Below are 22811 nucleotides of genomic sequence, written 5' to 3'. Positions count from 1 at the left end.
CGCAACAGATACAGGGGCGTCGCCAAGCGGTAAGGCAGCAGGTTTTGATCCTGCCATGCGTTGGTTCGAATCCAGCCGCCCCTGCCATTTTTTCTTCCTGCTCAATCAGAAAACACTCGGCCGACGGTTGTTATTCGTCGATTCGCCATTTTTTTGCGCTCGTTATTCATGTCCCGGATGCTCCCTTGCGAACCAGCGTACAGCCAAGGCTCGCGGGCGTTCTTTGTGCGCGCGCCTCTAGCGAAAGCGCTCCGGGATGGCCTCGGCAAACGGATACCAGGCAAACCAGGGCCGTGCCTCGTCGATCACCCGCTTCACCGAGGGCCTTTCGGTCAACCTGTCGAAATAAGCGCTCAAGTGGCGATGATCGTCGGCAAAGGGGACGAGGGTGCTGGCGTAGAACAGCGCCGGGGCGGCGGCGCAATCGGCCATGCTGAATGCCGGACTGGCCACCCAGGTGCTTGCCGCCACTTGCCGTTCAAGCAGGCCGTACGCCGTTGTCAGCGCAGCGCGCTCGCGGCTCAGGTCGCCGTTGGCGGCGTTCAGGCGGTCAGCGACGATCTTTTGCATGGGCACCTGGACGTGGAGGTCGAAAAAGCGATCCCATAGCCGCACTTCCAGGGCGGCTTCCCAATCGTGGGGAATCAGGTGTGCCTGGCCGGCATGAAGTCGGTCCAGATATTCAATGATCACACTCGACTCCGGCACGTTCTTTTGCCGGGTGTGATCGCGAAGCACCGGGAACTTGCCGATCGACCACAGCGCTTGAAGTTCGGCCCGGTCGGCGTCGTTGCCCAGGTCGATAACCCTTTTTTCAAACTCGATGTCCAGTTCATAGAGGGCGATCAGCGCTTTGTGGCAGAACGACGAGAGCGGGTGGAAATAAAGAGTCAGTGACATCCTTCCATTCCTCGGTGAGATGCAAACCGCTTCATTATCCGTCGCCATCGGCCAATGCGCGAGGCGCTCCATCATGATGTCCGGTGCGGGCTGTTCGGGTTAGAGTGCAGATCCTGGCCTGAATATCATGCATGCCACGTTCAGGGTCATACCGCCATGCACCAGATCGGACTCATTGTTTATCCCGGTTTTCAGGTTCTGGGCCTGGCCATGTGTGCCGCCTTCGAATTGGCCAACAGTGCCGGTGACGAACCCTTGTACCGCATCGCCTTGTTGTCCGAGCCGGGTGGCCTGGTGCAAACCTCCGCCGGTTTTGCCGTGCAGACCGAAGCGTTCGACCAGCGCGCGTTCGATACGCTGCTGGTCCTGGGCGACAATCTGATCCGCCCGACCACTGCGGGCATGCTGGCGTTCTTGCGCCGCGCCAGCCACGGCACCCGACGCCTGGGCTCGATTTGCACGGGGGCGATTGCCTTGGCGGAGGCCGGTTTGCTTGATGGTCGGCGGGCGACCACCCACTGGGCGCATGTTCCGGCCTTTCGCAAGACGTACCCGAACGTGAAGGTCGAGGAGGACCGGATCTTCGTCAATGATGGTCATTTGTGGACGGCGGCGGGCATGAGCGCGTGCGTGGACCTGGCGTTGGCGCTGGTGGAGCAGGACCTGGGCGCCGACCTTGCACGCAAGGTGGCGCGGCAATTGGTGGTGTATCACCGACGTTCCGGCGGACAGTCGCAGTTTTCCGTGATGCTGGAACTGGCGCCCAAGACCGATCGGATTCAGGCCGCGCTGAACTACGCCAGGCAGAATCTCAAGTCCGCGCTGTCGGTCGAGGAGCTGGCCAGCGCGGCCAATCTCAGCCCCCGGCAATTCAGCCGGGTGTTTCATGCCGAAACCGGCCAGTCTCCGGCCAAGGCCATCGAACGCCTGCGGGTCGAGTCGGCCCGGTTGATGATGGAAACCGGACGGCACTCTATCGATGTGGTGGCGACGGACACCGGTTTTGGTGACCGAGAGCGGATGCGCCGCGCTTTTATTCGGGCCTTCGGGCAGCCGCCGCAGGTGATTCAGCGCGCCAGTCGGGGTTGATTGGGTTATGTCCTGAAAGGTGGTGTATACGACATTCAAGCCTTAATATTATGGGTGTAATCTCGATCTCGTTGAAACCCTTCCTTCAGTGAGATCACCGCCATGACCTTCGTCAAAGCCGCCGCCGTGCAAATCAGTCCCGTTCTTTACAGCCGTGAAGGCACCGTCGACAAAGTGGTGCAGAAGATTCTCGAACTCGGCGAACAGGGCGTGCAATTCGCCGTGTTCCCGGAAACCGTCGTGCCGTACTACCCGTACTTTTCCTTCGTGCAGTCGCCGTTCGAAATGGCCGCCGAACACCTCAAGCTGCTGGACCAGGCTGTCACCGTGCCTTCGCCCGCCACCGATGCCATCGGCGCTGCGGCCAGGCAAGTCGGCATGGTCGTGTCCATCGGCGTCAACGAGCGTGATGGCGGCACGCTGTACAACACGCAGTTGCTGTTCGATGCCGACGGCTCGCTGATCCAGCGCCGCCGCAAGATCTCCCCGACCTACCATGAACGCATGATCTGGGGCATGGGCGACGGCTCCGGCCTGCGGGCCGTCGACAGCGCGGCAGGGCGCATCGGGCAACTGGCCTGCTGGGAGCATTTCAACCCGCTGGCCCGTTATGCCTTGATGGCCGATGGCGAACAGATCCATGCGGCGATGTACCCGGGGTCGTTTGCAGGTCCGTTGTTCGCCTCGCAAATGGAAGTCAGCATTCGCCAGCATGCCCTGGAGGCCGCGTGCTTTGTGGTCAATTCCACGGCATGGCTGTACCCCGAGCAACAGGCGCAGATCATGGCTGATACCGGCTGCGCCATCGGCCCGATCTCCGGCGGCTGCTATACGGCGATCATCAGCCCGGATGGCACGGTGCTGGGTTCGTTGCAGGAAGGTGAAGGCGAGGTGATCGCCGACCTCGACATGGGCCTGATCGACAAGCGCAAACGCATGATGGATTCCCGCGGCCACTACAGTCGTCCGGAAATACTGAGCCTGCTGATTGACCGTACACCGCACGCCCATGTGCATGAACGCAGTGCGTATCCGAGGCTGGCCGAACAGACGGGGGTGGAGGAATTGATTGGATAGGTTGTTCAGGCAATTGCGGGGAGCCTGATACCCCGCGGTGCTCTCGGGTTTTTCGCGAGCGAGCTCGCTCCTACAGGGCCTCGTTGTTTGGTGGTGCACGCGTTCCCCTGTAGGAGCTGCCGAAGGCTGCGATCTTTTGATCTTCAGCAATCTCCAGATCGCAAAAGAAATATCAAAAGATCGTCCGAACGCGGCCCGAGCCTTCGGCAGCTCCTACAGATATTGCGTGATCTGTCAGCGACGCCAGAAGTAGCGCGCCAGCAGTGCATCGAGGCTGAGCTTGCCGGCACCGGACAGCAACAGCGGAGTGAGGGCCACCAGGTAGATCAAGGGCAGCTTGAAGTTGCCGTAACCCTTGTTGCTGATGGCGTAACCCTGGGCAAGTTCACTCAGGGTGTGCCAGTCGGCGGGCCAATGCACGGCGGCGGTGGCGACCAGGGTCACCACCATCAGGCTCAACGCCGAGAAGCGCGTGCCAAGGCCCACCAGCAAGGTCATGGCGAAGATCAGTTCGGCCCACATCGACAGTTCCCAGTTCAGCGTCGCCGGAAGGTGGTCGAACGGAAACGGGAAGCGCTCCTGGATATCGGCGAACCAGTTCTGGCCGTTGAATTTTTCCAGGCCCGACTCGAGGAATTCCCAGGCAAGGAACACTCGCAGCGCCAGGGGCGCAACCCAGTTGCCGGCGCGGTCGAGGTTCAGGTTCAGGCCTTTGACGGCCGAGGAAAGGGTGGTGTTCATGGACGATGATCTCCTTCAGGTCGGGGAGTCGCGGCAAGGGCATGCCCCGTGAGTTGAGCGCTTTGATCGGCGTGGCCAATCGACCGGCGTATTTCATCAACGGGGTGTATCTGCGGTGTGTCGTTGGGGTGGGGTTTTGCGTGCGGGGTGTGTCTGGGGCGGGGCTGTATACATTGAGATACGTAAGCGCGCGATCAAATCAAAAAACACCACTGAACCCTTGTGGGAGCGAGCCTGCTCGCGAATAGCGGAGGTTCAGGCAGCATCCATGTGACTGGTCTGACGCTATTCGCGAGCAGGCTCGCTCCCACAGGGAAATTGCTATACATTTTCCGGCCGCCCACTGCATGGTGAAACCGCTTCATGTCTCTCGCGCTCGAACGTCTAGTCGCTGGTACGCCCATCCCTTTCGCCGGCAATCGTGTCACTGTCGTCAGCCCCGAACTGGCGCAACGCTTCCAGCCCGGTGATCACCTGCTGGTGGAGCAGGTCAGCGGCGAGTTGTTGTTGATCCCCGTGGCGGACCAGCAAGCGGCCAACGTCGCGATCGAGCGCGCCCAAGCGGCGTTTACCGCGCTGTCGGCGGTGTCCGATCAAGCGATCAGCGCCTTCTTCGACCTGTTTGCCCAGCGCCTGGAAAACCCGGAGTGCTGGACCTTGATCGAGGCCGCCAACCTGGCCGATATCGAACGGGCCAAGGCGCGCGGCCGCTCGACCACCCGGTTGCTGGCCGATGAGCGCATGCGTCGCGACATGATCGCCGGCCTGCGCGCATGGCGTGATGCCGCGGCCACTCGGGGCAAGGTGATCAGCTGCGTCGAACACGATGGCTGGAAAGTCGAGCAAGTGGTCTCGCCGTTGGGCATTGTCGCGTTCGTCTTCGAAGGCCGGCCGAATGTGTTTGCCGATGCGGCCGGTGTGTTGCGCACTGGCAACACCGCCGTATTGCGCATCGGCAGTGATGCGTTGGGCACCGCCCAGGCGATCGTTACCCATGCACTGAACCCTGCATTGAACGACGCTGGCCTGCCGGCCGGTGCGGTGTCGCTGGTGGAAAGCGTCAACCACGCCGCCGGTTGGGCGATGTTCGCTGACCGGCGCCTGTCACTGGCGGTAGCCCGTGGTTCGGGTCGCGCCGTCAGCCAGTTGGGCAGCATCGCGCAGCAGGCCGGCACGGCGGTCAGCCTGCACGGCACCGGTGGCGCCTGGCTGATCGCCAACGCCGATGCCGACGCCCAGCGCTTTGCTGCTGTGGTACGCAACTCCCTGGACCGCAAAGTCTGCAACACCCTGAACGTCTGCCTGATCCACCGCGAGCGCGCCGCTGAACTGGTGCCGCTGTTCCTCGATGCACTCAAGCACGCCGGTACTGCGCGGGGGCAGGGCTGCAAGCTGCACATCGTCGAAGGCAGCGAGTCGCACCTGGCGCAAGACTGGCTGACTGCAACGGTCGAGGTGTACCGCGCCGAAGGCTATCAGACCGAAGCCCAGGCCGAGCCGTTGCCGGAAGATCAATTGGGTCGTGAATGGGAGTGGGAAGAAACCCCGGAAGTCAGCCTGAAAATCGTCGACGACCTGGACAGTGCCATTGCCTTGTTCAATCGCTACAGCCCGCAGTTCACCGTGTCCTTGATCAGTGAAAGTGCCGAGGCCCAGGAGCGTTTCTACAGCGCGGTCAACGCGCCTTTTGTCGGCAATGGCATCACCCGCTGGGTCGACGGTCAGTACGCGTTGAACAAGCCGGAACTGGGCCTTTCGAACTGGGAGAGCGGGCGCCTGTTTGCGCGCAGTGCGATTCTCTCGGGTGATGGCGTGTTCACCATCCGTAGCCGCATGACCCAGATCGACCTGGGCGTCAAACGCTGAGACAGCGGAACCCGTGACCGCTGCAAGGGCGGTCACTTTTTTCAACAACCGGTGGTTCCGGTCAAGCGGCTTTGATCGCCTTGGCCGATACCGCACAAGTGCCCGGATGCTCGACCAGCGACACAAAGCTGCGGCTGTCGGCATCCAGCGCGTCGATCGAGCCGGTCTCGATGTCGTACACCCAGCCATGCAGGTTCAACAGGCCTTTTTCCTGGGCCAGTCGCACGCTCGGGTGCGTCTGGATGTTGGCCAGTTGGGCGATGACGTTCTCCCGCACCATCGAACTGACCTTGGCCGCTTCACTGGCATGTGGCCGGGCTTCGTTGATCACTTTCGCCGACTCGGCGTGTTGCAGCCAGCCGCTGACGGCGGGCAGGTGATCCATGCAGGTGCACTTGGCCACCGCCGTCATGGCGCCGCAGTCCGAATGGCCGCAAATCACGATGTCGGTCACGCCGAGCACCGCGACGGCGTATTCGACCGTGGCCGATACGCCACCCGGATGCGGGCTGTAGGACGGCACGATGTTGCCGGCGTTGCGGATCACGAACAGTTCACCGGGCTCTTGCTGGGTCAGCAGTTCCGGCACGACACGGCTGTCGGAGCAGGTGATGAACAGCGTGCCCGGATGCTGGGTGGTGGCCAGGTGCTTGAACAGGTCGGTGCGTTGCGGAAAGGCTTCTTTCTGGAACTTCAGGAAACCGTCGATGAGCGCTTTCATGATCGCGTCCTCATGGGGTGGGCAGGGGTCGGCCCGCACGGGGCGTGCGGGCCGGTATCAACTTAGAAGGGACGCAGCGGCAGGAACTTGCCGTCGAGGGTGATGACGGCGCGGGAGCCGCCTTCCGGATCTTCGACTTTCTTCATGTCGAGCTTGAAGTTGATCGCGCTGATGATGCCGTCGCCAAACTGCTCATGGACCAGGGCTTTGAGGGTGGTGCCGTAGATCTGGATCATTTCGTGGAAGCGGTAGATGGTCGGGTCGGTCGGCACACCCGAGAGGCTGCCGCGCAACGGGATGATCTGCAACCGGGCCACGGCGTCGGCGTCCAGTTCGAGTTTGTCGCCGACCACTTTGGCGGCGCTTTCCGGCAGCGGGTGTTGACCGAGCAGGGCGGCTGTGACGTAGGCCAGGCTCAAGCCGGTGCCATCGGCGAGGTCCTGCCACGACAGGTTCTTGCGCGCCTTGGCATCAAGGACAGAAGTGGTCAGGGCCAGGCTTGGGTCGTTGTAGGCGTGGGACTGTTGCATGGTGATTCTCCTATCGGGAGTGGCGTTGCTTGGGTGTGGGGCCATCTTCTGCCGATCCATCCATAGCGTCCAAGACCGATATACAATGCCAAGCATAAGCACTGCCTATAGATGGAGAGTCCGATGTTGCTTCGCCATTTGCGTTACCTGCTGGCGGTGGCCGACCAGGGCGGTTTCACCCGCGCCGCCGAAGTGCTGCATGTGTCCCAGCCGACCTTGTCGCAGCAGATCCGCCAACTGGAGGAATCACTGGGTGTGAGCCTGTTCGACCGCACCTCGCGCACGGTCAGGCCCACCGATGCTGGCCAGGCTTACATTGAATGCGCGCGGCGGGTACTGGTGGAGCTGGAAGCGGGCAGGCGTGCGTTGCATGACGTAAAGGATTTGTCCCGCGGCACCTTGCGCCTGGCCATGACGCCAACCTTCATGGCTTATCTGGTCGGGCCGTTGGTGCGCGACTACGTGGCGCGCTACCCGAACATCCACCTGGAGATTTTCGAGCTGTCGATGGACGGGATCGAAGCCGGGCTGGCGGATGATTCGCTGGATATCGCGATTGCGTTTGATCAGGTGAGAAGCGCCGATATCGAATCGATCCCGGCGTTTACCGAGACCCTGGGGTTGATGGTTGGGCGCGATCATCCGCTTTACGAGCATCAGGACGCCTTGCCCGCGCAAGAGGTGGCTCAACTGGAGTTTGCGCTACTGACCCCGGATTACATCACCCGAACATGCATCGATGAGTTTTTCGCTAAGGCGCAGATCACGCCCAAAGTGGTGATTGAAGTGAACTCGGTCAACACGCTGCTGGAAGTCATCCGGCATTCCGCCATCGCCACCATCCTGCCGGAACCCATCGCCACTCAGGATCGGGCATTGCGCAAGCTTTCCATGCAGGGCGCAGCGCCTGAACGCGGGGCCGCGTTGCTGCGGCGCAAGAACAACTACCACAGTGCGGCGTCGGTGGCGTTTGTGGAGCTGGTGTTGGGGTCTGATCTTTTCTGATCACCGCGAACCCTTGTGGGAGCGAGCCTGCTCGCGAATGCGGTGTGTCAGATAAAACCATGCCAACTGATACACCGTATTCGCGAGCAGGCTCGCTCCCACAGTTGGTCTTCGTTCGGGCATAAAAAAAGCCTGCTCCTTATTGGGAGCAGGCTCTGTTTTTCAATATGTCAGTGACGACTCATTCAATCAGTAGAACCGGTCAATCACCCGAACTTCGTTCTGATTCTGCATCGAGGCCCAGGCCTGTTTCAGGGTTTGCAGAACATTACCGATGAAGTCCTTGTCGGCCGCGGCCTTCTTGCCGACATAGCCCTGGCCGCGACGGTACATCTTCAGTCGGGCGAGCAGGTTCTGGTTGTTCTGGTCGAACTCTGCTTCGTGGGCGTGCGGCGACAGGCAGTCGATATGAACCTGGCCACACTTGCTGATCCAGAGAATATGGCTGTCGTGGCTGTCTTTCTTGGCAGCGAACATACGAGCCAGTTCATCGATAGTTGGTTGATTGTTCAGATTCATCATAAAGCCCCTTGACCAATTGGTGATCTTTCAAAGTTGATTCGCTAATACAGGTAGCCCATCGGTTAGTTGATCCCTGGCACCGAAACCAGGACGTCAGCGTTCGACCGCCTTATCGGGCGGGGTCCTGCGTCTGTTGCATGTAGTCGTGTTGAATAACTGCTACGCAATAGCGTCACAACGAAGAGAAGCGGCGAAAACCTTAAGGCCACTGCCGACATTTTCAGGGTCGGCCACAAGCATCATGAGGATTGCTCGCCGAGACTTCTCGCCCTTGTACTGGACGTTCAGGCCAGGTCAGCTTCTTCAATCTGCCTTGTGGGCAGCGTGTATCCGGGAAAAACAGCTCGGCGGTCAGACGAGCTTGCTCAAACGTGTTGCCTGTACTCCCGATCGGGGAGACGTCTGCATCATGCAAGGGCAAAACGGAGGCGTCAACGGTTTTGTAGTGATTATTTTCAGTCACTACATATTGTCGGACAAAGCTGTTCGGAATTAGCGGCGGGAGACGAGGGCGTGTCGATCAGGACGACAAAGGCGGACACTCAAAGCGGTAAAAAGTGCAGGGATGGCCGTCTACCACCTGCTGATGCAAGGTGAACGCGCCAACGCCCAGCCCCGGCATCACGGTGGCCCAGAACAGGCGTGCCGGCTGATTCGCCTCGAGATGGAAAATCTGCCATTGACCGGGTAATTGGCTCAAGAGGGTGGAAACGACAAATCGCGCGACACCCCGGCCACGAAAGCGTCGACTGACAAACAGATAGCCGATGTTGTAGTCGGCACCGGGGAGATGAGTCCGGTTATCCACGGTCACGAACCCGGCCAGTTCCCCGTCGACCTTGATCAGGAACGGGCGGGTAGCCGGGTGTCGCCAGTACTCCGGCATGGGCAGGATGTTGAAGAATCCGGATTCACCCAACTTTAGCGGCAGCCATTCGCTGAAGTCGTAGGTGTAGAACTGCATCAGGTTTTCGATGGTTTCCAGTTCGTCGCGTTGGGCGGCGTGCAGTGCTATCGAAGACATACGGGGGTGGCTCCTGAGCGGCCAAGGGACACATTTGATTATGGTCGGCGTCGCACGATCCGTGGCGAGGGAGCTTGCTCCCGTTGGACCGGTCCGCGTTCGGGCGCAGCAGGCCCATTCATTTTTGTTAGGGAGTGGGGCCGCTTTGCGGCCCAGCGGGAGCAAGCTCCCTCGCCACAAGGGCTCAGTGTCAGGTCTACGTTTTGACTGCCGGCTTTGCCCTGCGCTTGGTGCCGCTCGCTGGTTTGCGCGGGGCGCTCTTGCGTTTTTTCTTCCAGGGGGCTGCGGCGGATCCGTTGGGCGGCGGACCGCTGATGGTCAGGCTCAGTCCGGCGCAACGGCTGACCTGCTTGCTCATCCACGCCGCCTGTTTGGTGACGAACTCCTCAAGGCTCATTTCCCCGCTTTGCACCATGTCCAGGGCCTGTTCCCAGATCGCCGTGGTGCCCGGGTCGGCGATGGCCCGCGGCACGGCGTCGATCAGGCTGAACGCGGCCGGCGTGGCGGCCAGGGCCTTGCCGTTCTTGACCAGATAACCACGGTCGAGCAGGCCCTGGATGATCGATGCACGGGTCGCTTCGGTGCCGATGCCGGTGGTGTCCTTGAGCTTTTGCTTGAGCAGCGGGTCTTCCACCAGTTTGGCGACGTTCTTCATGGCCTTGATCAGATCGCCTTCGGTGAACGGCTTCGGCGGTTGCGTCCAGAGGTCCTTGAGTTGCACGCCGGCCACGGCGCAATCGATGCCTTCGGCCAGGTTGGGCAGTGTCTGCGGCGCTGGAGCTTCGCGTCCCCTGGTCGGAGCCAGTGCCTCGGGCAGGGCGCGTTTCCAGCCCGGCTCGATGATCTGCTTGCCGACAGCGCGCAAGGCTTCACTGGCGCAATCGAAGTCGGCCTGGGTGCGGTCGTATTCGTGATTGGGCAGGAACTGCGCCAGATACCGCGCGCGGATCAGCGTGTAGACCGCGCGCTGCTTGCCTGCCAGCTTGTCGAGGTTCTTCGCCGCCGCGGTGGGGATGATGCCGTGGTGAGCGCTGACCTTGGCATCGTTCCAGGCCCGTGAGCGCCGTTGCGGATCAAGGTGATCGTGCAAGGCGTTCAACGCCGGGTCGGCCTGGCGCAGTGCTGCCAGAATGGCCGGCACCTCGGCGTGTTGACTCAGGGGCAAGTAGCCGCAATCGCTGCGCGGATAGGTAATGACTTTGTAGGTTTCGTACAGTGCCTGGGCGATGTCGAGGGTTTCCTGGGCGCCGAGGCCGAGTTTCTTTGAGCAGACCTCCTGCAGGGTGCCCAGGTCGAACGGCAGCGGCGCCACTTCGCGCATCCGCTCGGTGCGCAGTTTGATCACCCGCGCACTGGCCGCGCCGCTCATGGCGTTTGCTGCTTGTTGTGCCAGCGCCTGGTTCAGGCAACGGTCCTGATCGTCGCAAACCTCGGATGCCGCGCGCCATTGCGCCGTGAACGCGGTGCCGTTGTGCAGCAGTTGCACATCGATCGCCCAATAGGGGACGGGAACAAAGTCGGCAATGCTGCGATCGCGATCCACCACCAGGCGCAAGGTCGGTGTTTGCACCCGGCCCACCGGCAACACGCCTTGATAGCCGGACTGGCGCCCCAGCAAGGTGAACAGCCGGCTCATGTTCATGCCGATCAGCCAGTCGGCCCGGGAACGGCCCAGGGCCGAGTGATAGAGGCTGAACGTCTCGTTGCCCGGTTTCAGTGCCGCGAGAGCCTTGCGGATGGACGCATCGTCCAGCGCCGACAACCAGAGGCGACGGATCGGCCCGCGATAGCGGCAATGCTCCACCAGTTCCCGGGCGATCATCTCGCCCTCACGGTCTGCGTCCGTGGCAATGATCAGTTCGGAGGCTTCACCGAGCAGGCGCTTGACCGCCTTGTACTGGCTGGCGGTGCGCGGCTTGACGGTCATTTTCCATTTTTCTGGAATGATCGGCAGGTCCGCCAGCACCCAGCGCTTGTAGCGCGCGTCGTAGGCATCCGGCGGTGCGGTTTCCAGCAGGTGGCCGATGCACCAGGTCACCGTGACGTCCGTTCCCAGCCAGCAGCCATCGCCCCGGCGCCGGGCGCCGAGGACTGCCGCAATGTCTTTGGCCTGGGAAGGTTTTTCACAGAGGTACAGCCGCATAACCACCATCGTCGATCTATGTGTCAGGGGTGCACAGAATGGCGCTTGATGGACGATGGAGCAATCTTTATCTGTATGGATGTACAGCTTTGTGTGTCGCTCCCGTTCGGCTGCGAAGCAGTCGCGAGGGTAAAACTTGGGTTATACCTGATAAACCGTGGTCTCAGGTTTTGGGGCTGCTGCGCAGCCATCGCGGGCAAGCCACGCTCCCACATCATCGATTTGCAGGTCCATCACCGTCATGAGGAACGTTTTCCATGAAAAGCTCCGGTCCTAGTCCTGTCATCACCATCGCCGAGCAGCCTGGCTGTCTGCTGGTGAGGTTTCACGGTATTCAGGTCGCCGCCTCGGCGCGGGCCCTGGTGTTGCTGGAGGCCAACTACCCGCCGGTGTACTACGTGCCGCGGGAGGATATCGACGAGAAATATTTCGCCCGCACCGACCACACCAGCTATTGCCCGTACAAGGGCGATGCGAGTTATTTCAGTTTGCAGGTGCCGGGGCATGAGAGTGCCAATGCGGTGTGGAGTTATGAGAACCCCAAGATATCGGTGCAGCAGATACGCGAATACGTGGCGTTCTACCCGGATCAGGTGAAGTTCGAGTTGTTGGACGCAGAGGTTTGATGGGCGCCGTCAGCCAGGCGCAGTGCTGGCGAGAGAGTCCGTGGACTCCCTCGCGAGCAGGGCGGATCAGTTTTTGTCGAGATCCACGTTACGCGTCTCACGCAGGCATATCATCCCCACCACCAGGCTCACCCCGGTGATCACCACCGGATACCACAGCCCGTAGAAGATGTCCCCGGTGTACACCACCAACGCGAACGACACCGTCGGCAGGAAGCCGCCGAACCAGCCGTTGCCGATGTGGTAGGGCAGGGACATAGAGGTATAGCGGATGCGGGTCGGGAACAGTTCGACCATCAACGCCGCCAGCGGGCCGTAGCACATTGCCGAGATGATGATCAGCGCGACAATCAGCGCCACGATCATCGGTTTGTTGATCTGTTGCATGTCCGCCTGTTGCGGGTAGCCGGCGAGGGTCACGGCACCGCGCAAGGCGGCTTCGTCGAAACCATCGATCTTCACGTCACCGACGCTCACCTGCACGCCACTGCCGGCCGGGGCCGCTGCGCTCTGGTAGGGCAAGCCCTGCTTGACCAGGAAGGTCTTGACCTTGTCGCAGGGGCTGTCGAATTTCGCCTTGCCCACCGGGTCGAACTGGAAGGTGCAGGTGGCCGGGTCGGCCATCACGGTGATCGGTGCCTGGCGGCTGGCCTGGTCAATGGCCGGGTTGGCGTAGTGGGCGAGGGTCTTGAAGATCGGGAAGTACAGCGCAGTGGCCAGCAGCAGGCCGATCATCAGCACCGGTTTGCGCCCGACCTTGTCCGACAGCCAGCCAAAGAAAATGAAGAAGGGGGCGCCAATGGTCACGCTGACAATCAGCAGACCGTTGGCCACGGCCGGGTCCATTTTCAGGAACTGGGTGAGGAAGAACAGCACATAGAATTGCGCGGCGTAGAAGGTCACCGCTTGCCCGGCATTGATGCTGAACAGCGCGATCAACACCACCTTGAGGTTTTCCCATTTGCCGAAGGAGTCGCGAATCGGCTGTTTGCACAGCTTGCCTTCCTCTTTCATTTTCACGAAGGCCGGCGACTCGTGCAGGCTCAGGCGAATCCAGGTGGAGATGCCCAGCAGCACGATGGAAAACAGGAACGGAATGCGCCAGCCCCAGACTTCGAACTGGTCGCCGGTGAAGTAGCGACAGCCCAGCACCACCAGCAGCGAGAGCAGCAGACCCAGGGTCGCGGTGGATTGAATCCAGCTGGTGTGGAAGCCACGCTTGCCCATGGGCGCGTGCTCGGCGACATAGGTCGCGGCGCCACCGTATTCACCGCCCAGGGCCAGGCCCTGGAGCATGCGCAGCACCACCAGGATGATCGGCGCGGCGATGCCGATGCTGGCGTAGGTTGGCAGCAGCCCGACACAGAACGTCGCCAGGCCCATGAGGATGATGGTGGCGAGGAAGGTGTACTTGCGCCCGATCATGTCCCCCAACCGGCCGAACACCAGCGCGCCGAACGGCCGGACGATGAAGCCGGCGGCGAAGGCCATCAGTGCAAAGATGAACGCCGTGGTGTCGTTGACCCCGGCGAAAAACTGCTTGCTGATGACCGCCGCGAGGGCGCCATAGAGGAAAAAGTCGTACCACTCGAAGACGGTACCGAGGGACGACGCGAAGATGACTTTCTGGGTTTCCTGGCTGGTGCCCGCGCTGCGCACGGCTTCCAGGGTTTGAACATTTTCTGACATACCGGTATCCCTCACAGTGATTGTTTTTGTTGTTCCACTGTCGGCGCCGGCCTTGTGGGCGGGTGCCGCTACTGTCCATGCATCGGGTTTGCTTATGTACTCGTTCGTTGAATGGCCTTTGTAGGAGCTGCCGAAGGCTGCGATCTTTTAAGGGCAAGATCAAAAGATCGCAGCCTTCGGCAGCTCCTACAGGGACCGTGTGTGGCTTTCAGGCGTTGGTGGGGATCTCCTTTTCCGGGGCAAAGGCCCTTGTTTCGGGATTAAGGATCATCTGCGCAGCCTTCTCGGCAATCATCAGCGTCGGTGAGCAGGTGTTGCCCGAGGTGATGCGCGGCATGATCGAGGCATCGGCTATGCGCAGGCCGGGGATGCCATGGACCTTGAGTTGCGCATCGACCACGGCGTTGGCGTCATTGCCCATGCGGCAGGTGCCCACGGGGTGGAAAATCGTGGTGCCGATGCGCGCGGCGGCTTCGTGCAGTTGTTCCTCGCTTTGCAGGCTGGCGCCGGGCAGGTATTCCACCGGATTGAAGGCGCGCAGGGCCGGCGCGGCGACGATGCGCCGGGTCAGGCGAATGGCGTCGGCGGCGACCCGCAGGTCTTCCGGGTGGCTCAGGTAATTGGGCTGGATCAGCGGTGCTTGTTGCGGATCAGCCGAGCGGATATCGACCCGGCCACGGCTTTGCGGGCGTAGATCGCAGACCGATGCGGTGAACGCCGGGAACGCATGCAGTGGTTCGCCAAAGCGCTCCAGCGACAGCGGCTGCACGTGGTATTCGAGGTTGGCTGAAGGCTGTTCCGGCCCCGAGCGGGCGAAGGCGCCCAACTGGCTCGGCGCCATGGACAGCGGACCGCTGCGGTCATACAGGTAGCGCAGGCCCATGCCCAGTTTGCCCCACAGACTGCCGGCAATCTGGTTCAGGGTGCGGGCATTTTCCAGCTTGTAGATCAGCCGCAGTTGCAGGTGATCCTGCAGATTGCCGCCGACACCGGGCAGCTCATGGGCGACGCCAATGCCCAGCCGTTCCAGCAGTGGGCGCGGGCCGATGCCGGAGCGTTGCAGGATGCCGGGCGACCCGACCGAGCCGGCACAGAGGACGATTTCCTTGCGTGCCTTGAAGGTCTTCACCGCGCCTTGCCAGCGGGCGCTGACTGCCGATGCGCGGCCATTGTCCAGCAGCACGCGGTCGACTTCGACACCGGTCAGTACGGTGAGATTGGAGCGTTGGCGAATCGGTTTGAGAAAGGCCTTGGCCGCGTTCCAGCGGATGCCGGCCTTCTGGTTGACCTGGAAATAGCCGCAACCTTCGTTGTCGCCCTGGTTGAAGTCATCGATGCTGGCGATGCCGCTTTGTTCGGCGGCACTGCGGAAGGCGTCGAGAATCGGCCACGACAGGCGCTGGCGTTCGACGCGCCATTCACCCGCGTCGCCGTGAAATTCGGCGGCGCCGGCGAAGTGGTTTTCACTCTGCTTGAACAGCGGCAACACGTCTTGCCAGCTCCAGCCGGGGTTGCCGTCGGCGGCCCAGCGGTCGTAGTCACCGGCCTGGCCGCGCATGTAGATCATGCCGTTGATGGATGAGCAGCCGCCCAGTACCTTGCCGCGCGGATAACTCAGGGCGCGACCTTGCAGGCCCGATTGCGCTTCGGTCTTGAAGCACCAGTCGGTGCGCGGGTTGCCGATGCAGTACAGGTAACCCACGGGGATGTGAATCCACGCATAGTTGTCGCGGCCGCCGGCTTCGAGCAACAACACGCGATGTCGAGGGTTGGCCGACAGTCGATTGGCCAGCAGACACCCGGCCGGCCCGGCTCCGACCACGATGTAATCGTATTCATCAAGGGAAGCCTGCATCCCTGACCTCGTTTTGTTGTTCTTGTTGTCTGTCATCCTAGTTGTTAGCTTTCGTCAAAAGAATGTTAGTTTTTGCGCAGCCGCTGTGCGTTTTTAAACAGCATCCCGAACGGCTACAAACAAGGACGCTTCATGTTCGACTGGAATGACCTGCGGTTTTTTCTCGAATTGCAGCGTAGCGGGCGTTTGCTCACGGCTGCCCGGCGCTTGAACACCACCCATGCCACCGTGGCGCGGCACATCGAGGCCATCGAAAAGAGCCTCGGTACGGCGTTGTTCGTTCAGCATGCCCAGGGCTATGAGATGACCCCGGCGGGCGAGGCGTTGCTTAAACACGCCGAGGCGATGGAGAACGTGGCGCTGCTGGCCCAGGAAGAAATCACCCAATCCACTGCGCCGCTGGGCAAGATCCGCGTCGGGGTGACCGAAGGCCTGGGCATCATGTTCCTCGCCAGTCGCATGAACGGCTTGTTCGAACGCTATCCGGGGCTGGAAGTGGAACTGGTGGCGGTGCCGCGGTTTGTCAGCATCCTCAACCGCGAGGCGGAGATCAGCATCCACCTTGAGCGCCCGGCCGCCGACATGCTGGTCACCCGCAAACTCACCGATTATCGCCTGGCATTGTATGCCAGCCAGGAGTACCTCGATCGTTCGCCGCCGTTGCGCAGTCGCGAGGACCTGGGGCGTCATGCGTGGATCGGCTACGTCGACGACTTGCTGTTCAGCCAGGAATTGATGTTCCTCAACAGCTTCTGCCGCAACCCGCAGGTGGTGTTTCACAGCACCAGCGTGATCGCCCAGCAGCAGGCTGCGCGCTCGGGTCTTGGGATTGCGGTGTTGCCGTGCTACATGGCCAGTGCCGATCCGGGGCTGGTGCCGCTGTTGCCGGATGAAAGCATCCAGCGCAGTTACTGGATCAGCACTCGCCGGGAGTTGCACAAGTCGGTGCGGTTGCGGGTGTTGTGGGATTATGTGGTGGAGTTGTGTGAGCGGGAGCAGGGGTTGCTACTGGGTGGCTGACCTGACGCCTTCGCGAGCAGGCTCGCTCCCACACTGGTTCAGCGTCGTTCGCAAAGTATGTGGCAACTCTGCCCCCCTGTGGGAGCGAGCCTGCTCGCGAAGGTGGCACATTCAATATCCATCCCGGGGTTTAAACAACAATCTCGAACGCCGTGCTGGCCAGCCGCTCGCCATTGACCATGACATGCACCGCATGACGCCCCGCATAATGCCGGCGGGTGGTGAGTTCCTTGATCTGCTGCCCACGGCTGACGGCTTCGCTGGCGTTGCCGGGCAGCGTCAGCGCCTTGAGCTTGAAGACCTTCGCCGAGGTGCTGCCGTTGGCCTTGACGTAATCGATGGCGTAGTCGATCACCAGGCGCTGGCTGCTTTCTATCGTGGATCTGATGGCAAACGACAGAGTGATCTTTTCTCCCAGGCCAATCACCGGCGGTTCGACTTTCACATCGACGATCTCGACTTCAGGCTTGCCGCCCGCGCCGATGATCGCCAGTGCCCGCTGGTTGCCCTGTTTGATCAGGCTGCGCAGGGCGTGCCTGGCGATCCATGCGGTGTGCCGGTTGTCCAGCGACCAGCCTTCGATCAGGTCCAGCACCCAGCCGGGGTGGTCCTTGGTTATGTCGTTGAGGTGGTTGGCCACGGATTTGCGCACGTACAGGCTGGTGTCGGCCTTGAGGTTGTCGAGGATTTTCGCGGCGAGTGTCGGGTCGGCCTGGACGGGTTCCAGACGGAATGACCAGGGCAGGCGAGGGCGGCAACCTTCACTGGCCAGGCGTCTTACGTGTTCGTTGTCATCCAGTGACCAGTCGTGCATCAGCTTGAGCGAACCCTCGAGGTCGCTGCGCAGAAAGTGGCGGATCGCGAATTCCGAAGAGCCGAAAGCAGTGAAGTACTTCAGCGCGTCCATCGACTGCTCGAACGCATGGGCGCCGTAGCGGGCGACGTAGTGCGGCAGGCACATGCTGACGAAGCTGCTGTTCAGGCGCGGGGCGAGGGCGCGCAGTACCTGCAGCGATGCTTCATAGTCCAGCGGCAGTACCGCGTGCAGGCATTCGCTGACCCGGGCCATGCGCTGCATGACGCTGAGGTCTGCCAGGCCGGATTGGGCCAGCTTCAGGAATTTCCTGCCGTCAAAATCGGGGTACACCGCCGTCATCTCTGTGGCGATGTGCTTGAGGCGCTCGGCGTTGAAGATTTCCTTGAGGGCGGGGGCAGGTTGGTCAGCCATGGTGGTTCCTTGGTAGTTGTTGATCCGTCACACCGCGTTATCGTTCTTCGCGAGCAGGCTCGCTCCCACAGAAGAGCGTATGAGCGACATAGATCCAATGTGGGAGCGAGCCTCGTCGCGATGAGGCCCGAATAGTCACCTCATTTCTTGCCCGCCTGCTCCTGCAATTGATCCGACTCGAACAACCTGGCCAGTTCCACCCGCGCTTCCTGCGCCGTCTGCATCACTTTCACCGCGTCGTCATACACCGCGTGCTGGGCTTCCAGCACTTCTTCGTCGTGCTGCTTGAAACGCCTGATCCGCGCATCGGCCTGGGCCTGGGTCAATCCCAAGCCGATCAGGGTTTGCCGGCTCATTTCCAGGCTCGAGAAAAAGGTCTCGCGCACGGCGTGGGCACCAACGTCCATCAGCCGGTGCACATGCTGACGGTTACGGGCGCGGGCGATGATTTTCATATGCGGATAGAGCTTGCGCACCAGCTCGGCGGTCTTGATGTTGGTGTCCGGGTCGTCGGTGGCGATCACAAAAAACTCGGCTTCGCCGACCTTGGCCGCGCTGAGGATTTCCGGGCGCATCGGGTCGCCGTAGAACACCGGCACGCCACCGAAGCTGCGGGACAGTTCGATGGTTTCCACCGAGGTGTCGAGGGCCACGAACTTGATGTTCTGTGCGCGCAGGATTCGCGCAACGATCTGGCCCATGCGGCCCATGCCGGCGATCACCACCCGTGGTGCGTCGGTGTCGATTTCACGGAACTTCTCCGGTACTTCCACCGGTTGCACTTTCGGGCTGACCAGGCGTGCGCAAACCAGCAGCAACAGCGGCGTCACGGCCATGGACAGGGTGATGGTCAACACCAGCAAGTCATACAACCCGGCGGCGAACAGCCCATGATCGCGACCGATCTTGAACACCACAAAGGCAAATTCGCCACCGGCCGCCAACACGATACCCAGGCGGATCGCACTGACGTTCTTCAAGCCTCCGGCCAGGCGACCGACGATAAACAGCAGCGGCAGTTTGATCGCGATCAGCAGCAGGGTCAGGCCCAACACCGCGACCGGCATGCTCAGCAACAGGCTCAGGTTCGCGCCCATGCCAACGCTGATGAAAAACAGGCCGAGCAGCAGGCCCTTGAAGGGTTCGATCTGGGCTTCCAGTTCATGGCGATACTCGGAGTCCGCCAGCAGCAGGCCGGCGAGGAAGGCGCCAAGGGCCATGGAAATACCGACCAGTTCCATCAACCAGGCCGTGCCGATCACCACCAGCAACGCGGTGGCGGTGGAAACCTCCGGCAATGCGGTCTTGGTCACCACGCGGAATACCGGCCGCAGCAGGTAACGCCCGCCGATCACCACCATTGCGATGCTGGCCAGCACTTGCAGGCCGTGGTTGAGGTTTTCGCTGACGCTGGTGCTGTGATCGCCACCGGCCAGCAGCGGCACCATGGCGATCAAGGGGATTGCGGCGATGTCCTGGAACAACAGGATTGCGAACGCCAATCGCCCGTGGGGGCTGGTCAGCTCCTTGCGTTCAGCCAGGCTTTGCAGGCCGAACGCCGTGGACGACAGCGCCAGGCCCAGACCCAGGACGATCGCGGTGTTCAGCGGCTGGGCAAACAACCACAAAGCCACCACGCCAATCACCGTGCCGGTCAGCAGCACTTGCGCCAGACCCACGCCGAACACGGATTTGCGCATCACCCACAAGCGTCGCGGCGACAGCTCCAGGCCGATGATGAACAGCAGCAACACCACGCCGAGTTCGGAAATGTTCGCGACGCTTTGCGGATTGTCGATCAACCCCAGTACCGACGGGCCGATGATCACCCCGGCAAACAGATAGCCCAGGACCGCCCCCAGTTGCAGGCGCTTGGCCAATGGAACGATGAGAACGGCCGCCATCAGGAACACGACAGCGGCTTGTAGCAGGTTGCCTTCATGGGGCATGGGCGAAACTCCAGGACTCGGGGCAGCGGGGGGCGTCAAGGATAAAGGTTGGGTTCTGTGAAGATCCACTGCGAGAGTGGTCTGTCATATGGATTGATGGCGAATCTTGCCGGCCTCGCAGGAGATGGGGGGTAATTCGGGTTCTCGATAAATCTGGATAGTATCGGCGAATGACCTGTGTTGGAGTTTCCGGGCAAGGTCAGGCTGCGGCAACACGCCCGGCGATTTGCCGCAGCCCTCAGTCGCCTGTGGAAAGCCCATGCTTGTGTGCGTAGGCGTACAGATCTACGCGGTTCGTCAGGCCCAGCTTGCTGTAGATCGATGTTAAATGGTTGCGCAGCGTGTGCTCGCTGATGTGCAGCTTCTCGGCCACCAACTTGCCAGACACTGAGGGGTCGCGGGCCAGCGATGCAATGGTTTGCTGCTCGCGGCGCGTCAGCTTGGCGATTTTTTGTTGCTCCGGGTCTATATTGCGCTCGGTTTTCTTGCGCGCCAGTTCAAGAAAGATACGGCTGGTCGCATTGCGGTCAATCCAGAGTTCGCCGTCATGCACTTTTTCTATGGCTTTGAGCAATGTTGATGCGGATGCCGGCTCCCGTTTATCCACCACGCCACGTGCGCCCGCCAGCACCGCACTGTCATGCAGCGCCACGTCGCTCGACCCTGTCACGACCAGAATCCTGGCTTTGGTCTGGCTGTGCAAGTCGGCCAGCGACTCGATACAGTCCTCGCTGTCCAGGTCCAGCACCACCACATCCGGCGCGTATTGGTGCAGCGAAAGCAGGTATTGCGCCAGCGACGACACCGAACCCGCCAGCGCCAACCTTGGCTGAGCGCTTTCCACCAGACGCTCAAGGCCCCAGGCCACGAGCGGTAGAGCTACCAACAGAACTTGAATTGGCATGCGTGTCGCTGCCTCTTTTGGCGGGTTGTGTTAGCTGATCATGATAGCAATCGTTGCAGTCCGTAGCTTTTTCATAACGCTTCAGGCCCCCCCTCCCATGACATTTGTCCCGTAAAACACTGTTTTCATGGGTGATTGACTCCCAGAAAAAAGGGATAGCGCACTCATGTAATAAACAGCGGTCGTTTTTAGACTGCAGTCATGAAAGACACACACCGCATTGAGCCCCGTGAACAAGTCACCCTGTCGCTGCAACTGATCGGCGGGGGCAACGGTGTCACCCGTGACATCAGCGCCTCCGGTTTGTATTTCGAAACAGATAGCGAGCAGCAGGTGGGTAGCTTGATTGACTTCGAGATCGAACTCGACACTCCCGGCGGCCCCATGAAGTTCAGGGCGCGAGGACAAATCGTGCGCATTGAGCCGCTGGGCGGCAGGGCCGGGGTGGGCGTGAAGCTACTGGCCAGCCGGCTGGTACCGGTGGAGTGAAGTGTTCGTGGGTTGAGGAAGAATCGGCTTGCGGCTGTTGGTGGCCCACAGCGGTTTTTTTGCTCTGAGTGACATTCTTGGGAGAAAGACATGGCTAGCACCACCACTACCAGCGGCGGAACCGTTACCTCGTTTTCCAACACGCCACAGGCGAAGGATGACGTCTTTACCACCAATGAAAATCTGCTGGGGGTCGTGTATTGGGACGTCATGTCCAATGACCTCGGCGGTAACGCGAAGACACTCTGGTCACTCGACAACGCGGATAGTCTTTCTACTGCCACCAAGGTTTCTGCTCCGGCCGACCTCCTGGCCCAGGATACGGCGAGGGCTGAGGCGATGAGTTCTGACACCAGTTTGAATGGGGCCAGGATCTGGATCACCCCGGACGGTAAGGTCGGCTACGACGCCGCTACTTTCACCCCTGCTTTCAAGGCACAACTCCAGGCGCTTGCTGCTGGCGATGTCCTGACGGACAGCTTTACCTATGCGATACGTCTGGGCAACGGAACGCTCAGTTGGGCCACCGCGACAGTACAGTTCTCGGGCGTGAATGATGGTGTGACGATCAGCCTCGGCGCGCAGGCCGGCACGGTGACCGAAGACGCCGCCACCACTGCGAGCGCGACCGACTCGCTGACGGCCAGCGGCACGATTGTGTTCAACGACGTCGACCTGAGCGACACGCACATGGCGACGTTCGCACCGGTGGCGGGCAACGCTACTCATCTTGGTACGTTCGTGCTCTCGTCGGTCAGCGAAGCCGCGAACGCGGCCAACGGTTCGGTGCAATGGACGTACAACCTGAGCAATGTGGCTGCGCAGTACCTGGCCCAGGGACAGACAGTTACCGAAACCTACGTGGTCACCATCAGCGATGGTCATGGTTCGTCGGCAACGCAGAATGTGATTATCACCATCACCGGCACCAACGACGGGCCGACGGTGACGGCGGCAGAGGTCGAAAGCGCTGCGGTGACCGAAGACGGCACCACGGTGGCCAGCGGCAGCTTCGCCTTCGGCGACGTGGACCTGGCCGATGACGCCCATGTGGCCAGCGTGAGCGCGCCGTCCGGTGCGCTGGGTACGCTGGTGGCCACTGTGGGCGACGAGAGCACGGGCGACGCGGTGGGCAGTGTGGGCTGGACCTATACGCTGAACAACAGCGCGGCGCAGTACCTGGCCGAGGGGCAGACCAAGACCGAAGTGTTCACGGTGACGCTGACCGACGACTTCGGAGCGACAGTGACCAAGGCCGTGACGATCACCCTGACCGGGACCAATGACGCGCCAACGGTGGCAGCATCTGAGGTCGAAAGCGCTGCGGTGACCGAAGACGGCACCACGGTGGCCAGTGGCAGCTTCGCCTTCGGCGACGTGGACCTGGCCGATGACGCCCATGTGGCCAGCGTGAGCGCGCCGTCCGGTGCGCT

Annotated in this window: 20 protein-coding genes and 1 tRNA gene; 9 read left to right on the top strand and 12 right to left on the bottom strand. The window is 61.4% G+C overall.

What is annotated here, in order from left to right; genetic code table 11:
* Nucleotides 1-12: 12 nt before the first annotated feature.
* Nucleotides 13-87: transfer RNA gene (locus tag AC3WJW_RS23150), tRNA-Gln, on the top strand.
* 150 nt (nt 88-237) lie between these two features.
* On the opposite strand, the gene AC3WJW_RS23145 is transcribed toward AC3WJW_RS23150, so the two are convergent.
* On the bottom strand, nt 238-900 hold the full coding sequence (locus AC3WJW_RS23145) for a glutathione S-transferase family protein (RefSeq protein ID WP_493727533.1): 663 nt from the start codon (nt 898-900) through the stop codon (nt 238-240).
* Nucleotides 901-1056: 156 nt separating this feature from the next.
* Between AC3WJW_RS23145 and AC3WJW_RS23140 the strand changes: the two genes are divergently transcribed.
* Both AC3WJW_RS23140 and AC3WJW_RS23135 read left to right on the top strand, forming a co-directional pair.
* Entirely contained in the window at nt 1057-1989 is a 933-nt protein-coding gene (locus AC3WJW_RS23140) for a GlxA family transcriptional regulator (protein WP_493727532.1), read from the top strand.
* A 102-nt stretch (nt 1990-2091) separates the two neighbouring features.
* On the top strand, nt 2092-3066 hold the full coding sequence (locus AC3WJW_RS23135; protein ID WP_493727531.1) for a nitrilase-related carbon-nitrogen hydrolase: 975 nt from the start codon (nt 2092-2094) through the stop codon (nt 3064-3066).
* Nucleotides 3067-3300: 234 nt separating this feature from the next.
* On the opposite strand, the gene AC3WJW_RS23130 is transcribed toward AC3WJW_RS23135, so the two are convergent.
* On the bottom strand, nt 3301-3807 hold the full coding sequence (locus tag AC3WJW_RS23130) for an HvfX family Cu-binding RiPP maturation protein (RefSeq protein ID WP_493727530.1): 507 nt from the start codon (nt 3805-3807) through the stop codon (nt 3301-3303).
* Between the two features lie 363 nt (nt 3808-4170).
* Between AC3WJW_RS23130 and AC3WJW_RS23125 the strand changes: the two genes are divergently transcribed.
* Nucleotides 4171-5673, top strand: coding sequence for an aldehyde dehydrogenase family protein (locus AC3WJW_RS23125; RefSeq protein WP_493727529.1), 1503 nt, complete (start codon nt 4171-4173; stop codon nt 5671-5673).
* 61 nt (nt 5674-5734) lie between these two features.
* On the opposite strand, the gene AC3WJW_RS23120 is transcribed toward AC3WJW_RS23125, so the two are convergent.
* Entirely contained in the window at nt 5735-6394 is a 660-nt protein-coding gene (locus tag AC3WJW_RS23120) for a carbonic anhydrase (protein ID WP_095967594.1), read from the bottom strand.
* Between the two features lie 62 nt (nt 6395-6456).
* Nucleotides 6457-6924, bottom strand: coding sequence for a cyanase (cynS, locus tag AC3WJW_RS23115; RefSeq protein ID WP_008021517.1), 468 nt, complete (start codon nt 6922-6924; stop codon nt 6457-6459).
* Between the two features lie 123 nt (nt 6925-7047).
* Here cynS and cynR point away from each other — a divergent pair, with 123 nt between their 5' ends.
* Entirely contained in the window at nt 7048-7929 is an 882-nt protein-coding gene (cynR, locus tag AC3WJW_RS23110) for a transcriptional regulator CynR (protein WP_493727528.1), read from the top strand.
* Nucleotides 7930-8118: 189 nt separating this feature from the next.
* Here cynR and AC3WJW_RS23105 read toward each other — a convergent pair whose 3' ends face one another.
* From AC3WJW_RS23105 to AC3WJW_RS23095, 3 genes are all read right to left on the bottom strand, one after another.
* Nucleotides 8119-8448 (bottom strand): hypothetical protein, encoded by a 330-nt coding sequence (locus AC3WJW_RS23105; protein WP_043302583.1) that lies wholly within the window; start codon nt 8446-8448, stop codon nt 8119-8121.
* Between the two features lie 523 nt (nt 8449-8971).
* Nucleotides 8972-9475, bottom strand: coding sequence for a GNAT family N-acetyltransferase (locus tag AC3WJW_RS23100; protein WP_493727527.1), 504 nt, complete (start codon nt 9473-9475; stop codon nt 8972-8974).
* A gap of 196 nt (nt 9476-9671) precedes the next feature.
* Entirely contained in the window at nt 9672-11618 is a 1947-nt protein-coding gene (locus AC3WJW_RS23095) for a DNA topoisomerase III (protein ID WP_493727526.1), read from the bottom strand.
* 257 nt (nt 11619-11875) lie between these two features.
* Here AC3WJW_RS23095 and AC3WJW_RS23090 point away from each other — a divergent pair, with 257 nt between their 5' ends.
* Complete coding sequence (locus AC3WJW_RS23090) at nt 11876-12244, top strand: DUF427 domain-containing protein (RefSeq protein WP_102675744.1); 369 nt, start codon at nt 11876-11878, stop codon at nt 12242-12244.
* Between the two features lie 66 nt (nt 12245-12310).
* Here AC3WJW_RS23090 and AC3WJW_RS23085 read toward each other — a convergent pair whose 3' ends face one another.
* Together AC3WJW_RS23085 and AC3WJW_RS23080 are read right to left on the bottom strand one after the other, a co-directional pair.
* Complete coding sequence (locus tag AC3WJW_RS23085) at nt 12311-13933, bottom strand: MFS transporter (RefSeq protein ID WP_493727525.1); 1623 nt, start codon at nt 13931-13933, stop codon at nt 12311-12313.
* A gap of 208 nt (nt 13934-14141) precedes the next feature.
* Nucleotides 14142-15788, bottom strand: coding sequence for a GMC family oxidoreductase (locus AC3WJW_RS23080; protein ID WP_493727524.1), 1647 nt, complete (start codon nt 15786-15788; stop codon nt 14142-14144).
* A 132-nt stretch (nt 15789-15920) separates the two neighbouring features.
* Between AC3WJW_RS23080 and AC3WJW_RS23075 the strand changes: the two genes are divergently transcribed.
* Nucleotides 15921-16808: a LysR family transcriptional regulator gene (locus AC3WJW_RS23075; protein WP_116582791.1), complete on the top strand. Its 888-nt coding sequence runs from the start codon at nt 15921-15923 to the stop codon at nt 16806-16808.
* Between the two features lie 130 nt (nt 16809-16938).
* On the opposite strand, the gene AC3WJW_RS23070 is transcribed toward AC3WJW_RS23075, so the two are convergent.
* From AC3WJW_RS23070 to AC3WJW_RS23060, 3 genes are all read right to left on the bottom strand, one after another.
* Nucleotides 16939-18036 carry a DNA alkylation repair protein gene (locus AC3WJW_RS23070; protein WP_493727523.1) on the bottom strand — a complete coding sequence of 366 codons (1098 nt, stop codon included), beginning with the start codon at nt 18034-18036 and terminating at the stop codon, nt 16939-16941.
* 140 nt (nt 18037-18176) lie between these two features.
* Nucleotides 18177-19985, bottom strand: a complete 1809-nt coding sequence (locus AC3WJW_RS23065; protein WP_493727522.1) for a monovalent cation:proton antiporter-2 (CPA2) family protein — start codon at nt 19983-19985, stop codon at nt 18177-18179.
* Between the two features lie 238 nt (nt 19986-20223).
* Nucleotides 20224-20889, bottom strand: a complete 666-nt coding sequence (locus AC3WJW_RS23060) for a LuxR C-terminal-related transcriptional regulator (protein ID WP_493727521.1) — start codon at nt 20887-20889, stop codon at nt 20224-20226.
* Nucleotides 20890-21090: 201 nt separating this feature from the next.
* Here AC3WJW_RS23060 and AC3WJW_RS23055 point away from each other — a divergent pair, with 201 nt between their 5' ends.
* Both AC3WJW_RS23055 and AC3WJW_RS23050 read left to right on the top strand, forming a co-directional pair.
* The gene (locus tag AC3WJW_RS23055) at nt 21091-21378 is read left to right on the top strand and encodes a PilZ domain-containing protein (RefSeq protein ID WP_493727520.1); all 288 of its coding nucleotides are present in this window, start codon (nt 21091-21093) and stop codon (nt 21376-21378) included.
* A gap of 339 nt (nt 21379-21717) precedes the next feature.
* Nucleotides 21718-22811: VCBS domain-containing protein (locus AC3WJW_RS23050; RefSeq protein ID WP_493727519.1), on the top strand; the 1094-nt coding region annotated here is incomplete at its 3' end.

Source organism: Pseudomonas sp. GW821-FHT07G06 (assembly GCF_058986625.1).
This window is presented reverse-complemented; position numbering and strand designations above follow the sequence as displayed.

What these genes read in the sequence shown, in the direction of transcription:
- AC3WJW_RS23145 (WP_493727533.1), bottom strand. Translation starts at nt 900, where the DNA reads ATGTCACTGACTCTTTATTTCCACCCGCTCTCGTCGTTCTGCCACAAA.
- AC3WJW_RS23140 (WP_493727532.1), top strand. Translation starts at nt 1,057, where the DNA reads ATGCACCAGATCGGACTCATTGTTTATCCCGGTTTTCAGGTTCTGGGC.
- AC3WJW_RS23135 (WP_493727531.1), top strand. Translation starts at nt 2,092, where the DNA reads ATGACCTTCGTCAAAGCCGCCGCCGTGCAAATCAGTCCCGTTCTTTAC.
- AC3WJW_RS23130 (WP_493727530.1), bottom strand. Translation starts at nt 3,807, where the DNA reads ATGAACACCACCCTTTCCTCGGCCGTCAAAGGCCTGAACCTGAACCTC.
- AC3WJW_RS23125 (WP_493727529.1), top strand. Translation starts at nt 4,171, where the DNA reads ATGTCTCTCGCGCTCGAACGTCTAGTCGCTGGTACGCCCATCCCTTTC.
- AC3WJW_RS23120 (WP_095967594.1), bottom strand. Translation starts at nt 6,394, where the DNA reads ATGAAAGCGCTCATCGACGGTTTCCTGAAGTTCCAGAAAGAAGCCTTT.
- cynS (WP_008021517.1), bottom strand. Translation starts at nt 6,924, where the DNA reads ATGCAACAGTCCCACGCCTACAACGACCCAAGCCTGGCCCTGACCACT.
- cynR (WP_493727528.1), top strand. Translation starts at nt 7,048, where the DNA reads ATGTTGCTTCGCCATTTGCGTTACCTGCTGGCGGTGGCCGACCAGGGC.
- AC3WJW_RS23105 (WP_043302583.1), bottom strand. Translation starts at nt 8,448, where the DNA reads ATGAATCTGAACAATCAACCAACTATCGATGAACTGGCTCGTATGTTC.
- AC3WJW_RS23100 (WP_493727527.1), bottom strand. Translation starts at nt 9,475, where the DNA reads ATGTCTTCGATAGCACTGCACGCCGCCCAACGCGACGAACTGGAAACC.
- AC3WJW_RS23095 (WP_493727526.1), bottom strand. Translation starts at nt 11,618, where the DNA reads ATGCGGCTGTACCTCTGTGAAAAACCTTCCCAGGCCAAAGACATTGCG.
- AC3WJW_RS23090 (WP_102675744.1), top strand. Translation starts at nt 11,876, where the DNA reads ATGAAAAGCTCCGGTCCTAGTCCTGTCATCACCATCGCCGAGCAGCCT.
- AC3WJW_RS23085 (WP_493727525.1), bottom strand. Translation starts at nt 13,933, where the DNA reads ATGTCAGAAAATGTTCAAACCCTGGAAGCCGTGCGCAGCGCGGGCACC.
- AC3WJW_RS23080 (WP_493727524.1), bottom strand. Translation starts at nt 15,788, where the DNA reads ATGCAGGCTTCCCTTGATGAATACGATTACATCGTGGTCGGAGCCGGG.
- AC3WJW_RS23075 (WP_116582791.1), top strand. Translation starts at nt 15,921, where the DNA reads ATGTTCGACTGGAATGACCTGCGGTTTTTTCTCGAATTGCAGCGTAGC.
- AC3WJW_RS23070 (WP_493727523.1), bottom strand. Translation starts at nt 18,036, where the DNA reads ATGGCTGACCAACCTGCCCCCGCCCTCAAGGAAATCTTCAACGCCGAG.
- AC3WJW_RS23065 (WP_493727522.1), bottom strand. Translation starts at nt 19,985, where the DNA reads ATGCCCCATGAAGGCAACCTGCTACAAGCCGCTGTCGTGTTCCTGATG.
- AC3WJW_RS23060 (WP_493727521.1), bottom strand. Translation starts at nt 20,889, where the DNA reads ATGCCAATTCAAGTTCTGTTGGTAGCTCTACCGCTCGTGGCCTGGGGC.
- AC3WJW_RS23055 (WP_493727520.1), top strand. Translation starts at nt 21,091, where the DNA reads ATGAAAGACACACACCGCATTGAGCCCCGTGAACAAGTCACCCTGTCG.